Source organism: Ignavibacteriota bacterium (genome assembly GCA_016212665.1).
Taxonomy (GTDB): domain Bacteria; phylum Bacteroidota; class Ignavibacteria; order UBA10030; family SZUA-254; genus FW602-bin19.
In genome coordinates, this window is the sequence record JACREZ010000044.1 from 26,703 (window position 1) to 41,981 (window position 15,279).

At 44.6% G+C, this 15,279-nt stretch carries 11 protein-coding genes; 7 read left to right on the forward strand and 4 right to left on the reverse strand.

The annotated features are described in order from the left end of the window. Positions 1-396: 396 nt before the first annotated feature. Complete coding sequence (locus HY960_15225; protein ID MBI5217106.1) at positions 397-1,719, forward strand: L-lysine 6-transaminase; 1,323 nt, start codon at positions 397-399, stop codon at positions 1,717-1,719. 62 nt (positions 1,720-1,781) lie between these two features. Here the strand turns inward: HY960_15225 and HY960_15230 are convergent, their stop codons facing one another. The 3 genes from HY960_15230 to HY960_15240 all read right to left on the reverse strand — a co-directional run bounded on the left by HY960_15230 (position 1,782) and on the right by HY960_15240 (position 5,169). Beyond that, positions 1,782-4,586, reverse strand: a complete 2,805-nt coding sequence (locus HY960_15230; protein ID MBI5217107.1) for a S8 family serine peptidase — start codon at positions 4,584-4,586, stop codon at positions 1,782-1,784. A gap of 117 nt (positions 4,587-4,703) precedes the next feature. After that, positions 4,704-4,985, reverse strand: coding sequence for a type II toxin-antitoxin system PemK/MazF family toxin (locus tag HY960_15235; protein MBI5217108.1), 282 nt, complete (start codon positions 4,983-4,985; stop codon positions 4,704-4,706). Beyond that, positions 4,963-5,169 (reverse strand): hypothetical protein, encoded by a 207-nt coding sequence (locus HY960_15240; GenBank protein ID MBI5217109.1) that lies wholly within the window; start codon positions 5,167-5,169, stop codon positions 4,963-4,965. The genes HY960_15235 and HY960_15240 overlap by 23 nt, the downstream gene beginning before the upstream one ends. Before the next feature lie 121 nt (positions 5,170-5,290). Between HY960_15240 and HY960_15245 the strand changes: the two genes are divergently transcribed. The 6 genes from HY960_15245 to HY960_15270 all read left to right on the forward strand — a co-directional run bounded on the left by HY960_15245 (position 5,291) and on the right by HY960_15270 (position 11,110). Then, positions 5,291-5,773 (forward strand): hypothetical protein, encoded by a 483-nt coding sequence (locus HY960_15245; protein ID MBI5217110.1) that lies wholly within the window; start codon positions 5,291-5,293, stop codon positions 5,771-5,773. A gap of 3 nt (positions 5,774-5,776) precedes the next feature. Then, positions 5,777-7,225 carry an aldehyde dehydrogenase family protein gene (locus HY960_15250; GenBank protein ID MBI5217111.1) on the forward strand — a complete coding sequence of 483 codons (1,449 nt, stop codon included), beginning with the start codon at positions 5,777-5,779 and terminating at the stop codon, positions 7,223-7,225. A gap of 272 nt (positions 7,226-7,497) precedes the next feature. Then, positions 7,498-8,493 carry a hypothetical protein gene (locus HY960_15255; protein MBI5217112.1) on the forward strand — a complete coding sequence of 332 codons (996 nt, stop codon included), beginning with the start codon at positions 7,498-7,500 and terminating at the stop codon, positions 8,491-8,493. A 274-nt stretch (positions 8,494-8,767) separates the two neighbouring features. Then, positions 8,768-10,477 (forward strand): short-chain dehydrogenase, encoded by a 1,710-nt coding sequence (locus tag HY960_15260; GenBank protein MBI5217113.1) that lies wholly within the window; start codon positions 8,768-8,770, stop codon positions 10,475-10,477. Positions 10,478-10,664: 187 nt separating this feature from the next. After that, positions 10,665-10,880 (forward strand): type II toxin-antitoxin system HicB family antitoxin, encoded by a 216-nt coding sequence (locus tag HY960_15265; GenBank protein MBI5217114.1) that lies wholly within the window; start codon positions 10,665-10,667, stop codon positions 10,878-10,880. Further along, on the forward strand, positions 10,880-11,110 hold the full coding sequence (locus HY960_15270; GenBank protein ID MBI5217115.1) for a type II toxin-antitoxin system HicA family toxin: 231 nt from the start codon (positions 10,880-10,882) through the stop codon (positions 11,108-11,110). The genes HY960_15265 and HY960_15270 overlap by 1 nt, the downstream gene beginning before the upstream one ends. Before the next feature lie 192 nt (positions 11,111-11,302). On the opposite strand, the gene HY960_15275 is transcribed toward HY960_15270, so the two are convergent. Further along, positions 11,303-11,962: a T9SS type A sorting domain-containing protein gene (locus HY960_15275; protein MBI5217116.1), complete on the reverse strand. Its 660-nt coding sequence runs from the start codon at positions 11,960-11,962 to the stop codon at positions 11,303-11,305. Positions 11,963-15,279: the final 3,317 nt, after the last annotated feature.

Genomic DNA, 15,279 nt, shown 5'->3' on the forward strand with positions numbered 1-15,279 from the left:
GCGGATTACACGGATAATGACATGGATTTTCACTGTTAGAACTATTTAATCTGTGCATATCAGTGTTAAAATCTGTGTAATCCGTGGTGAATTAAGTGCTTTGTGCCTTTACCGATTTTTCGTATCTTGAGCCATGAAATTTACCGGGTTGAATATATTATCCCACACTAACGCCACTACCGAGTCTTTACCCGGAAGACCGTACATCGTTTCCCTCTACGAACACCAAGAGTTCTTCTAAGAACTCATTCCCCACTCAACTACTATTCTTCAAGTCTTCTATTAGAAGACTGAGGAAATTCTATGTTCGGTTTGATGCCGAAAACAATCGCGGTAACGCGTTTGTTAAATTCAATAACGATTTTTCAAAACTTATTTAGAAAGAAAAGGTGTTTTATGTCTCATCATATTAATCCGAATAACGTTCACTCAACCATCGGTCAACACATGCTCGTTGACGATTTGGGATTTATTGTTGACCTCAAGCGAAGCGAAGGCGCGTGGATTTACGACTCACTCGGGAACAGAAAATTATTAGACTTCTTTACATTCGTAGCATCCATGCCGATTGGTTTGAATCATCCGAAGATGATGACTCCGGAATTCAAAGAGAAGATAACGAATGTTGCAATGAACAAGTTGACAAACTCCGATGTATATTGCGTCGAGATGGCGGAGTTTGTGGATGCGTTCGGCAAGATTGCAATGCCTGATTATTTGCCATACGTGTTTTTCGTTGAAGGGGGTGCGCTTGGTGTCGAGAACGCTCTCAAAGCCGCGTTCGATTGGAAGATTCAAAAGAACTTCGCGAAAGGCTACAAAGAAGAACGCGGAACGAAAGTGATTCACTTTCAACAGGCGTTTCACGGGCGCACAGGTTACACAATGTCGTTGACGAATACTGACCCGACGAAAACTCGACTGTATCCGAAATTTCAATGGCCCCGCATCGTCAATCCTGTCATGAAGTTCCCGCTCAATGAAGAAAATCTGAAAGCGGTTGTTCAACTTGAGCAGACTGCGCTCAATCAAATCAAGCAAGCGATTACTGAACATAAAGATGACATTGCCTCAATCATTCTTGAACCGATTCAAGGTGAAGGGGGTGATAATCAATTCCGCAAAGAGTTCTTCGTCGAGTTACGAAGAATTGCCGATGAAAATGAAATCATTCTCATTTTCGATGAAGTCCAGACGGGAATCGGTTTGACCGGAAAGATGTGGGCGCACCAGCACTATGTTAATCCCGACATGATGAGTTTCGGGAAGAAGACGCAAGTGTGCGGTTTCATGTCGAGCAAACGGATTGATGAAGTGCCGGACAATGTCTTCAAAGTTGCAAGCCGGTTGAATTCAACGTGGGGAGGAAGTTTGATTGACATGGTTCGTTCTCAACGGTATCTGGAAATTATCAAAGAAGAAAATCTGGTCGAACATGCTCGGATAATGGGAGAGTATCTCCAAAAGAACTTGCAACAATTGCAACAGGAGTTTCCGTCGCTCGTCAGTAACGCACGCGGGGTCGGTTTGTTCTGTGCATTTGATTTACCTGATGGAACAAAACGGAATGAGTTCAGGAAGAAAGCATATGAGAAAGGCTTGGTCATTCTCGGAAGCGGCAACTGCTCGATTCGATTCCGCCCGCCGCTCAACATCAAACAGGAAGAAGTTGATACAGGCGTGAAGATGATTCGGGAATCACTGCAAGAGATGAAGTAAAAAAATGAAAAGGGCTGAAGTGAATTCAGCCCTTTCGTTTTTGAAGGAACTATTTATTTAAATTATTTTCTCCTGTGGAAGAGTAACTTGTCAGTCGGTGATTGAAGAATCACCTGCCCGGCATTTTTCGTTTTCACCCAATACCCGAAATGCGGAAACAACGAATCCGATTGCTGGTATGTTCCGTTGTAGTAAAAGAATTGTGAGTTGATGAGACTATCCGGTTGCGTAACGACATCGGTGATAGCAACAGGTTCTGAAATTGTACCGATGATATTCCAACCCTTCTGAACAGCAATTGTGTCCGATGTTTTCAAATCACCGACGATAGAAATGTTTGCCGCGTACGGGAACTTCAACCAAAACCCTACTCCGTCTGGGATTGTATCGAGTGTTGTATAGGTTTTATTTTTGAATAAGTATGCTTTGGAACCTGCGTCAGGATAGATTGTGTTGATGTCATAATTCTCTAATTGTTGCGGAAGCGAAAGTAAATTCCAACCTGAACTGACTGAGCATACCATGTTGGGAGCGTAGTACGTTCCAAAATCCAAATTCGTTGTATCTGATCCGCTTCGAATGATAATCGAATGCGCTCCGTTGCTGAAAGGATACGTTTGTACCCAGTGATACATAAGACTCTCGCTGAGCGTGTATGTTCCTGCTGTCAGATTTGTGAAAGAGAAATTTCCGTTTGAATCCGTGAGCACGGAACCCGTAACAGGTCCATTCAATTGTATTCTCCAGTTTCCAATTCCTGTTTCGTTGCTGTCCTGAATTCCGTCAGAATTGTAATCCTGAAATACCTGACCTTGAATCGAACCTAACTTGAATACGCCAAATGAATATCCTGATTTTGTATCTCCCCAATTTATATTGACTGAATAATTTCCCGCCGGAGTTGTTTTCATCCAGCCGGTGTGAAGGCTCTCACTGAGCGTGTAACTTCCGGCATCGACTGTTGAAAAGATGAAATTACCGTCCGCGTCAGTAAGCGCAGAACGTGAACCGAGTTTTGCTTTCCAATTTTCTAATCCCGGTTCGCCTGCCTGCTTTGTTCCGTTCCCGTTGATGTCATCAAACGTCGAACCCTGCACGGTACCATACTCGACGATGACAAAATCTTTTCCGGTTTGAACTAACTTCGAACTATCAATTGTAATTCCATACGAGCCGTTCGATGGAAATAAAAGTTTTTTCCCGACAGGCGGTGTAATCGTGATGGAAAAATTTCCGACTGATAAATTATCGAGAAGGTAATTTCCATCAGCATCGGTATACGTCGAATCTGTTTTTGTTCCGGTGATGCTTACCAGCGCGCCTGCAAGTCCTGTTTCATTCGTGTCTTTGGTTCCGTCTGCGTCGAGGTCATTGAAGACAACGCCACGAACGTTGGGAGAAATTCCGAAGTAACTGATGGCATTCCGTGCATTCAGAATTCCCCATCCCATGGTGTTATTGGGTGATGCCGCGTTGCTTGCTGTTTGGCGCATTGCATCACGTACTTGCATCGGGGTGAGGGATGGATTGGCGCAAAGTACAAGAGTTGCAACACCCGCACTAAGTGGGCAAGAGAAGGAAGTACCGCTTCCAATATTAGTATAGCCTAATGGATTTGAACCGTTTGCATACCAAACACCCGATCCCATCGCCATAATATCAGGTTTTATTCGCGATGGAATGTCTGTAGTTGGTCCAACTGAACTGTATGAAGCACGTCCGCCTGATGAAGTGACTGCGCCAACTGTGATAACACTATCTCCGTCGGCTGGTGCACCGAGAGTATTGTGAACATCTGAACCGGAATTTCCTGCTGAATTTAAAACAACAATTCCCAAACCTACAGCCCTATCAGCCGCGCGGGTAACAAGTGTCGTATTTCCGTTCATATCCTGCCATGTCCAACTAACATATGGCGGGTCGTACGGATAACCCGGAGCGCCATAACCTAATGAAGTACTGGCAACATCAACGCCAATGCTATCCGCCCATTCAATCGCTTTTGCCCAATTGTCTTCTTCAATTGGGGTTTCGCTCGAATCATTTTCCGTTCGGGCAAGAATGTAGGTCGCTCCGAATGCAGGACCTATTACTTGTCCGGGTTTATATCCTCCGATGATAGAAAGAGTACTCACACCATGACTTCCGAAACCAGTGCTGGTATTTATCGGAACAACACTTTTCTTGTGGTCAACAAAATCATACATAGCTATAATATTCATGTTTAAAAATGCTTCATGATTCAATAAGCGTACTCCATTATCGAACACACCGACGACAATTCCCTGTCCATATATTCCGAGATTGTGAACAGCGTTAACTTTGATTTGATTGATTTGTGTGAACGAGTTTCCGTAGTTTAATGAATCAACCAACAACTCCTGTTCCTGCGGAAGAATGAATTCATCATTTTCTTTTTCGAGCGACTTATCTGTTTTCCATCGTCCGACTAATTCCACTTCCTGAACATATGGCAATGCTCGTAACGATTCGATTTGCTGTTTCGTCGCCACAGCACTGACAGCATTGAACCATTTCAATTGGTGCCGGACCCGCACCACCACTCCTTTGATGTTTTCCACATACGATTGCTCGAGCGGTAAATCCTGTACATCAATAATGTTGTTTGATGAACGAACCTTTGCTCGTCGGGCAATTGCTTTTGCTGAGAGGAGCGAACGGGGAGAAGTTACAGAAAGGTTTTGCGCGCCTTTATCTTTGAAAATAATCAACACAAGTTGTTCATCGTTTTCTTTGATTGATGGAAGATGCCGGGAAAGTAACGTGCCGAGGGGGGCACGTTGTTGTGCAGAACTAAGTACGAAAGAACAAAGGAGAATGATAGCAACGAGTAAAATGCGTTTCATGAAAATCGGAGTCAATAAAAAAGTGAGGAGGAAAATAAATGCACTGCAAACTTAACAAAGTTTGGCGGCAAATACAAGAAGGAGGATTACAATCCCAACCAATGTCTAACAAGAGATTCAAGAAATCATATCATCCACAGATAGTATTCCAAGTTTTCTAATCAATTTTACACTTGGAATGGTGAGTATGTTTTGAGCATCGAATACACCCTGATGTAAGAAACTAACATTCAGACGCACCTCGAACCGAGATTTCCGGGAACTTGTTGTATGCGGGATGATTGATGTTAAGGCACGTTCTTCTCCTTCGTATGGAATACTCATGACGACACAAGGTCGAACTTTTGTCGCCATCCCCAGATCGACAAGCCAGACCTCACCTCGTTTCGGAGATTGCATTTTCTGTTTCTCTTTTATCGAGTTCTAAAAAAATATTTTCTGCGTGCTGAACATAATGGTTGTCTGATATCTCGGTAAGTTCTTCGGTTTGTGTTCGGCGAAGAATTTCGATAACGACTTCCTTCTTTTCAAGTTCGGGAAGTTGTTCAAATGAAAGAAGAAGAGTTGATGTGTTTATCGTCATGTCGTTTTTCTTTGTTTTGGTTGACTAAAAGTAAGAGAAAAATCAGAAGGATACAAAAGAATTTCAATTTTGAGACTCATCCAAACATTTTGTATCTTTGCAATCATTTTTAAGAATACTCATGGAATCAGCAGGAAAAATAACTCTTCTACTACATTTTATCGGTCTCGGTTTACTCGTAACTCTTTCGGTGGCAGGATTTGTCGTTGATAGTCAGTACCGGAAAGCAAAAGACCTTCAAACCAAAGCAACGTTGCTTCGGGTAATGCGTCCTATCGGTTTGCTCAGCCCGGTCGCCATACTTCTCATGGCGGTTACCGGCATCGGCAATATGCACGCATTTCAATACACGATGCAATTCAGTTGGCTTTCCAACAAAATAACGGTGTTTGTCATTGCGGCAATTTTGGGAACATTTATGGGAATCATTTCGAGAAAACGTGGTGCATTGGTCGGAAAAATGTTGACGGGTGAAGCGCCGCAAAATGCTGATGCCACTCTTTCTAAATATGATTCGATGGTGAGGATAGTTTCATTCATCATGCCTGTTCTTCTGCTTGTGATTTTGTATTTCTCGGTGATTGGAAGACTCGGAGCGCAATAGTTCGTGCGGGAATATTCGCTCTATATTAATGGTGAGTTTGTCGAGGCGAATTCTTGTCGCACGTTTGAATCAATCAATCCGTTCAATCAGGAAATTGTCGCACGAGTTGCTCGCGCAGGGATTGATGATGCGAACAAAGCAGTCGTTGCCGCTCGTAAAGCTTTTGATGATGGACCTTGGACAAGAATGTCGAAGGAAGAACGAAGCGCGTTTATCAAAGCAATCTCCGAAAAAATCAATGAGAAGAAAGAGGAGTTAGAACAACTCGAAGTCGAGGATTCCGGCTCGACGTTTCGTAAGGCAAAAGAAGATATTTATCTCAGTGCGCGGGCAATGAATTATTTCTCCAAACTCGCTACGCTTGAACAAACGGAAACCATTGAGGGACTTTCAAAACCGGGCTTTAGTCAGAACATTCTTGTGCGTGAACCGATTGGAGTTGTTGCCGCGATAATTCCATGGAACTTCCCGCTGAAGATGGCAATCTGGAAATTAGGTCCGGCACTCGCTGCAGGAAATACGGTTGTCCTTAAACCATCGGAACTGACGCCCTGCACAGCCATGGAACTTGCAAAGGTTATTCATGAAGTCGGATTACCGCCGGGCGTTGTTAATATTATTCCGGGTTTTGGCGAAGATGTTGGGGAAGCATTAACAAAGCATTCGCTTGTTGATAAAGTTTCGTTCACCGGCTCAACTGCGGTTGGTAGAAAAGTGATGAGCAACGCGGCAGCATCATTGAAAAAATGTACGCTGGAGTGTGGCGGTAAATCTGCCAACATTGTTTTGCACGATGCGGATATTCCGCACGCAGTGGATGGAGCGATGTATGCGATATTTTATCATCAGGGACAATGCTGTGAAGCCGGTTCGAGATTATTATTGCATGAATCACTTCATGATGAAGTTGTTCATCGTTTGATTGAAAAGACGAAGAAATTTCGGCTCGGTAATCCGAAGGAAATGACGACGGATATTGGTCCTGTTATTTCAGAAAAGCAACGTCAACGGGTTCTCGGTTATATCAATAGCGGAATTGAACAGGGTGCATCGGTTGCAATTGGCGGAAATATTCCGGAGTTATCTGAACTTGAAAAAGGATTTTTTGTTGAGCCGACAATTTTCACAAACGTCGGGAACTCGATGAAGATTGCACAGGAAGAAATATTCGGTCCTGTGCTTTCTGTTCTGAAATTCAAAACGGAAGAAGAAGCAATTGCGATTGCGAACGATAGTGTGTACGGTCTCGGTGGAGGTGTTTGGTCGCAAGATAAAGGGCGGGCGATGTCCATTGCCAAACGATTGAGAGCCGGAACGGTATGGATAAATGAGTGGCATTTGCTTTCAGAGAAAGCGCCGTTCGGCGGCTACAAGCAAAGCGGCATTGGTCGCGAGTTGGGTCTTGAAGGTTTGCGTGAATACACCGAGACGAAGCATCTTCATATAGATTAAGTCGGTGTGAGAGAAAAAAAGTTCTGGTATGATACAGTAGTTCCAAAATTTTAATTACATTTTGTTGTTCAATGGAAACCATGATGTCGAACCAATAACCCCATCCTTTAGGATGGGGGAAGAAACTCAAAAAAGAGTTGGGCTTCAGCCCTAAATTGCTTGGCTAAAGCCAACTCGAATGTTGATAGTTTCCCCCACGATGAATCGTGGGGTTACTTCATGGGAATTCATTCAGGCATACTTAAGTTACATATAATTCAAAGGAATCATTTATGAAAAAATCTATTATCTTTTTAATGTTTATCGTCTTGGCATTTACCGGATGCGGCAAGAAAGAAACGCCACCGGTTCCGGTCGGTGAAATGTCGGAGTACAAAGACCCCGCCTACGGATTTAAGATTCATTACCCGAAGGAATGGAAACAACTTGGAACGACGGGGAACGCCGTGTTTGTAAAATCACAGGAAGTGGTCAATAAATTTATGGACCCATCGAGCGGGGAAGAAGGAGGACAGGTCAGTGTTGAAGTACTGAAGTTGGAAGGGAAAACTTCCGATGAAGTGATTGCCACTGCGAAAGAAGTATTTAAGGAGGCATGGTCGAAGATTGATATTCAACCCGACCAGCAAGTGACGGTTGCGAATAAACCTGCGACGAAAGTCAATTACTCAGTTCCCGTTACTTCAAAATCAAATATTACCGGTTACCTGATTTATGTTGCCGGAGATACGGCTGTGTACAAATTGGATTTCATCGGGTACGGAGACCAATTTACCGCGCACGCCGGCGTATTCGATGCGATGTTGAAATCGTTTGAACTTCCCGTGGTGATAATTAAATCAGACAAATGGATGGCATCGCCGAGCATGGAAAATTACAACTCGAATTTCTTCACGATGCAATATCCTGAAAATATGGTTCCTGAAAATGTGAACAAAGGGAAGAATGATTTCTCGATGAAACTTCGTGCAGACCGTTTAGATTGCAGTATTCAGATTGATGTCTTCGGCGCGCAAAAATTAACCACAGAAAAAGTGTTCGAACAGAACAAAGGAAAAGTAAAAGCACGCAGTACAGGCAAAGCCACGATAGACGGAAACGAAGCATTGTGGGTGGAAGATGCACCGATGGCAAACATTACACGTCGCCAATATTATGTTGTGAAGAACGATAAGGTAATTCGTCCGACCGTGATTTGGTTTGCGGCGCAGAAAGATATTTACTTTCCTGCTTTTGAACAGTGCGTCAGTTCTATGAAGTTGAAATAGTTGCATAACAATTCTCCGGTTAGAGAAGAAATGATGTTGAAGCGCGCGGGCAGAACAATGCAAGCGCGCTTTTTTTGTTTCTGTGAAATCGGATTTCAGTTTTGAGATGAATTCTCACAATGTTGAGAATCTCCAAAATTGTTGTTCGTTTAGTTTTTATTCACTCAAAGTTCTCTGGCATATTGATTGCCAAATCCTGTCTATCGGGTTTATCTCGACCACACAATGGGCGAATTGAACTTCGCTCAACAATACAAATTAAGAAAGCATTCTCATGGATATTAAAAACAGAACAGTGTTAGTGTTAGGCGGCTGGGGTCTTGTCGGTTCGGCGATTTGCCGGAAATTGATGGGCGAACATCCGAAACGAATTATCGTGACCTCGTTGAAGAAGGAAGAAGCGGAAGAAGGTGTTGCGCAGTTGTACGAGGAGTTTCCTTCGGCAAAGAAAAATTTCTTTGTCCCGTGGTGGGGCAATATTTTTACACGGCACGATTTCAAAGATATGAACCGGGAAGACATTCTTGGCGATGACAGAAAACGTAAAATGCTGATTGACGACATGCTTGAGGAACTCGATGAGAATGTTCTCCACCGTTCGGCAATTTTTCAACTGCTTGAAAAATACAAACCGGATATCATCATAGACAGTATCAATTCGGCAACCGCCATTGCATATCAGGATATTTTCCAGAGTGCACGCGGGGTATTGAAAGAGTTCAAGCAAAACAACGGCGGTACAGACATTAGCACGATTCAAAACTCGGTTGAGCGGCTACTGTGTACGTTGTATGTTCCCCAGCTGATTCGTCATGTGCAGATTTTATACAAGTCCATGCACAAGTGCGGCACAAAAACATATGTGAAAATCGGAACGAGTGGAACCGGCGGAATGGGATTGAACATTCCTTATACGCACAGCGAAGAACGACCATCTTCTGTGTTGTTAAGTAAGTCGGCAGTCGCTGGTGCGCATACGTTGTTGCTGTTTCTTATGGGACGAACACCCGATGCGCCAATCACGAAAGAAATAAAACCGGCGGCGGCAATTGCCTGGAAGAAAGTCGGATACGGCGAAATCAAACGGCGAGGAAAGCCTGTCGAGTTGGTTGATTGTCCGCCAAAGCAGGGAGTAAAGTTGAGAGATACGTTCCGGCTACGGATGAAAAATACAGCCACGCCGATGAATGAAACATTAAAGTCGGTGTTTATTGATACCGGCGAAAACGGAATTTTTTCGCGCGGGGAATTTGAAGCGATTACAACTCCGGGACAAATGGAATTTGTAACGCCGGAAGAAATTGCCGAGAACGTGATTTATGAAATCAAAGGAAGAAACACGGGACATGATGTTATTGACGCGCTCGATAACACAATAATGAATCCGACATATCGCGCCGGGTACATGTACCACAGCGCGTTCGAGAAAATTTCAGAACTTGAGAAATTGCATGAAGTTGACAGCGTCGCATTCGAGGTCCTCGGTCCGCCTCGGCTTTCCAAATTGTTGTATGAATCGTACCTGCTGAAGCGTTGTTTCAAAGATATTCGCTCGGCGCTCAAAGCAACTCCGAGGCAAATATCGGATAGGTTGACGAAAGAAATTTCTTCCAACAAAAAACTTCGTGCGCAAATCATTTCTATCGGAATTCCAATTCTCCTTCCTGATGGGAAAACATTATTACGCGGAGATGAAATCAAGATTCCACCGTTTCAGGGTGAGAACGAGTTACGGGTGAATGCCGAACGTATTAATCACTGGGCGCATGATGGCTGGGTGGATTTACGCGTAGCAAACATGAAACTCTGGAAAGAACGTTTTGAGCAACTCATTGAAGTGAGTGAACGCATCCCAGCGAACGAAACAAGTTCGCGCTACATGTACACTCCCGATTTCTGGAACAACTTCAAAGAGATTCATCCCGGAAAACTCGCCGGCTGGATTTTCAGTTACGAGGAAGAAGGGATGAGGATGAAAGCGTGAGTTCGTTGGAGCATGGATTACTGGATTGATGGATTGTTGGAGAATTGGAGTATTATGTTACTGACGTGGGGTCGTTTGAACGAGCGATGAATGTACACGGAACCTCTTGCCGAATGGTATTGCTTCATCATTTTCCACAAATTATCTATATTGAAATGGAAATGAAACCACACGGAGATTATAACTGATGAAAACATTTACCGCGTATATCGAATATGACCCGCAGACCAACCTGTATGTTGGAACAGTTCCCGGAATCCATGGGGCTCATTCACAGGGTGTGACCCTTGATGAGTTGCAACAAAACTTAAAAGAAGTTATTGAATTATGTCTTGAAGAGTCGGAAAATAGTTTGGAAACTCTTCCGCGGTTCGTCGGATTACAGCAACTTGAGATTGCTTGATGGGTCGGATTCCGGTTGTTGATGCAAAAACAATCGAGAGAATTCTCTTGCGTCTTGGCTTTGAGCGTGTTCGCCAGAAAGGAAGTCACGCGTTCTATCGTCATCCTGACGGAAGAACAACAACACTACCACATCATCCGGGCAGAGATATTGCCCGCCCTCTTCTCCGTGAAATCCTTCGCGAAATAGAACTGACACCAATGGAGTTTCTTCAGGAACTAACCCGTTGAGTTAGGGAATACTGGAGTAGCGGAGTAATGAAGTTTTGGAGGATTGATTCATTGATGACTGAATCGGTGAATCATTGATTTCATTCCTGAATATTTAACATTAAACGGCGGTTTCAAACTTCTTCTGTTTGAAACCGCCGTAGATGTATGAGGTCAATTGACGTCAGTTTTAACTGACGGAAAATGGAAACATTATCTCACTAAAAGCATCTTCTTCGTGTCCGTGAATATCTCAACAACTCCTTCCTCATCAACCGATTCCACAGTAATGCGATAGAAATAAACTCCGCTCGGAAGATGAGTTGCCTCAAACGGGAATTCATATTCACCTTCTTCCATTTCTTCCCGGTTCAACACCGTTGCAATTTCCTGCCCGAGTGTGTTGTACACCTTCAACGTAACCAATCCCAAATTCGAAATCCGAAAACCGAAATTCGTCGTGGGGTTGAACGGATTAGGGAAGTTCTGTTCTAACGAAAATTCTTCCGGAAGTTCAACAGAAGGAATCGGTAAAAATTCCGCGTGCGGTGTTGCTCTTGGACTTTCACGCAGGAAAGAGATTTCATTTACCGTGCGAACGCCTTTCAGCATCAATCGTGTGCAACTCCAACAGGTTGTGTCAACCGTCGAGTCGGCAAAGGCGGCATTGATTTTCTGAACGACATCAAAATATTTCGATGAATCGGTTCCCTTCGGGAAATTCCCGCAGTTGAGGAACTGGTCAACATAATTTGCAATGTCTTCCACGCGGTCGCCGTTGAACGGGTCGCTCGCATCTTCGTTGCTGTTATCATACAGCAAGTCAGCCAAACCGTAGGGGAACTTGAGGTAACTGCTTGCAAGAATATTCATCTTCAGCGCAAGTTGCTCGGCGAAGAGTTTGTTGTCGTGAACCTGCGGTGGAAGTTCTTTCAACTGTTTCGAGAACGGTTTTCCGTTTTTCAATGTATCCAAGCATCGCGCCGCGCCGCTGTGGAACGTTCGTTTCTTGTACAGCGAGTTCTGCGCGTTTGCATATTTTTTTAAAGCGACAGAATGAGCACCGTACGTCGCTCCGACAGTGAACGGAAATGCCCGAAGGATTGTCAGGTCTTCTCCGACATTGTGAAGATTCGGCATTGGCAGAAGGAGCGCCTGTCTTGTGTATGCGGAGTCAGGAACTGTTTTCTTTTTCTTGATACTTCCCCAAGAATACTTTGTTTTCATCTTAGAACCTTTCGCTCCAAGACCCTCAACAACGAGAACGGTTCCCGAATCGAGCGGCGGAGTGAAGGTTGTTACGATTTTCTTCGCATTGACAAATGTTGCTACTGTTTCGGACGTAACCGCTTTTTTGATAAGCCCCGTTGCCGCCATACTTAATTCAACCGTCAGTTTATCACCGACAGAAGTTGAATCAACAGAAACTATGAAAGCAAAATTGACTGCAACCGGTTTGCATTTTTCTGCTTTGAATTTTCCTTTCGTGTCTTTTGATAATGCCCATTGCTGAACAGTTGCCGTCCGGTATTTGTAGGCGCTGACGGAATCCTTCACTGAGATTCTCTGGAATTTGAAATTGTTGACTTCATTCCATTCGGAAACATTTTTATTCGCATCGAGCCATACATAAATGCGGTGCGGACCGAGCGGGAAGTTTTCGGGAATTGTCAGGGCAGTGCCTATCGTATCCATTCCGCCGACCGGAAGACTGACATAGAAATCTCCGCCGAGTTGATTTCCAATCGTCAGTGGATTTCCATCGAAGAAGCGAACAAGCGCGGCAGAAATATTATTATCGGAAGAATCATCGTTCTTGAAAATTGCAAAGATGTTGAGCGAACTTGATTGTGTGATTGTGTAGGGCGAAACGCTTAAGTGCATGACAGAAATATCTCGCCCGGAAGTAACGATATTGACATACGAATTATTGTCACTTGAGTCGCCATACGTATCAAACACACGCACGCCGACCTGCCCGTGATAATCTTCATTGAACACAGCGGTGACAGTATCGGTGAAGGCATCATCGAATGCACCATCGCCATCCAAATCCCATTTGTACGCAATGACGGAATCTTCGGGGTCAGGGTCGTACGAATCTCTCGCATCAAGCAGGATTGACTCGCCGGCTTTTCCTGCGTACGCAGGAGCGCGGTCTTCCGTGATGGAAACAGCAACCGGTTTATTATTATACGTTTGAATTTTGACATTCTTCGATTCAATATCGAACATCGGCGGGTCGCTATTGTCCATGACGCGAAGAGTGACAGTGTATGTTCCTGTGTCGGCATAGCCCGGATTTGTCGGTACAGGACCAAAAGCGTCAGGCTCATCCCAATCAATTCCATCTGATGCGTCGAAATCCCATAACCACTCGACGATATTTTTTTCCGGGTTCAAATGGTACGAGCCTGAACCGTCAACACGAAATTGTTTGTTGGGCGGTTTTGTTCCCATCGGTGCGATGACGGCAATTGGCGGAGGAATGACAACTCCCTGTGTCAACACAAGAATCGCAAGCGAAGAGTTGAGCGGGTCTCCCATATAACTTGTCGGTGCGTTACCGCTCCGGGGCCATGAACCGTTCGCGTTTTGTTTCCACGTAGCATGGTCAAGCAAGTGCGTAACATATTCCGCGTACCAATCATGCGTTCCAATCATGTGTTCACCGAGTCGGTTGTTGATGATTCTCATTCCTTTGGCAACGCCATACATTGCATACGTATTTCCCTCAAGATGCCGTCGCCAGCCACTGTTTCCATCATCGCCGGTTGCTGACCAATACGTATTGATATAACTAATTGCATTTGCAACGGGAGTTTGCGTTGTTGTGTAACCGAGAAACGCATAGTCTCCAATACCTGCCGCGGTTTTGGTGATATTTTGCCATTCTGTTCCTTGATAGCCGAAGCCGCCGCTTGCGTGTTGTGAGTATTGCAGGATATACAACATTTCGTTCTTCACCCATTGAGGAACCGGAACGCCCCACGATTTTTCCGCCGCTTCCATATTGAGCGCGGGCCACTGTGTTGTTGAGTTATCAGCATCGCCATTGCTCGATGTGTTGACGTTGTAACGCCATCCACCTCTCGGCCATCCTGCATCTGTTTGACTGTAGCACCATTGGTCAACTGCATCTACAACGAAGTCGTAAAAGGTTTTGCCTTTATACGCGCCGACGGGAATTGTATCGTTCTTCGCGCTCGCGGCTGAAAGATGCGCGCCGATGATTCCCAAAATCCCCATTCCATTTGCGTACGTGCTTGTGCTGACGTACACGCCCAGTCCGTTTCCATTGATGTCAGGAATTCCGGCTGTTTGCGGAGTCATTGCCATTGTTGTAGCGTTGCCGAACAAATAGTTCAATCCCTTCCGAACATATTCAGAATAAATATCATCGTCAATATCGTTGCCGGGTAAGTGACCATTTTCCTCGAATGCAAGCAGCGCCATACCGGTTGATGCGTTGGCGTTGCTGTTATCAGCCCAGTAACCTGCGGAGTATTGATTCAAATAAAGATACCGGAGACCTTTCTCAATCGCCATGTTCACGCGTATTTGTTGAGTCGTAGAAGCATATACCTGAATCACCGATTGGTCACTATCTGAACGACCGAGCGCATCGGTGACGAACAACTTCATTGTTTTCGGTCCGGCGGTTGTGTACGTATGAGTCTTCGCTATATTATGTGCGTCGGTTACGTTGCCGGAATCCATTGCACCATCACCATAAAAAAGATAATACTTATAGGGTGATGTTCCGCCGTGAACATTTCCCCATACGTCATGCGCAACATTCACCAACGCGTTTGCATACGAAGTGCTTTTCGAATTACTCGGCATCGTGTTTACGCGAATTGGTCGTATCGGTGTTGAAGACAAAACAACCGCATCAATCTGATTGAAGCCGGAAACTGCCGGTGAGTTGATTGCAAGCCTGATCTCGGAGACATCGAACGAAGTCGTGGCAAAATTTACCATAAAAAATCTTGCCGAATCACCTTTCCAACCCGCGGCAGCAAACCAGACAACTTCCCATAGAGAAGTGGTTGGATTTTTTACATAGATAGTATCAATCGCACCGGTACGATATGTTTCATAAATACCGATGGAAGTGACCGGCTCTGGATTATCGAAACCGAGTTCCAGATACTCACGTCGTCCATCGGGCGTAGCGCTTGCCCATG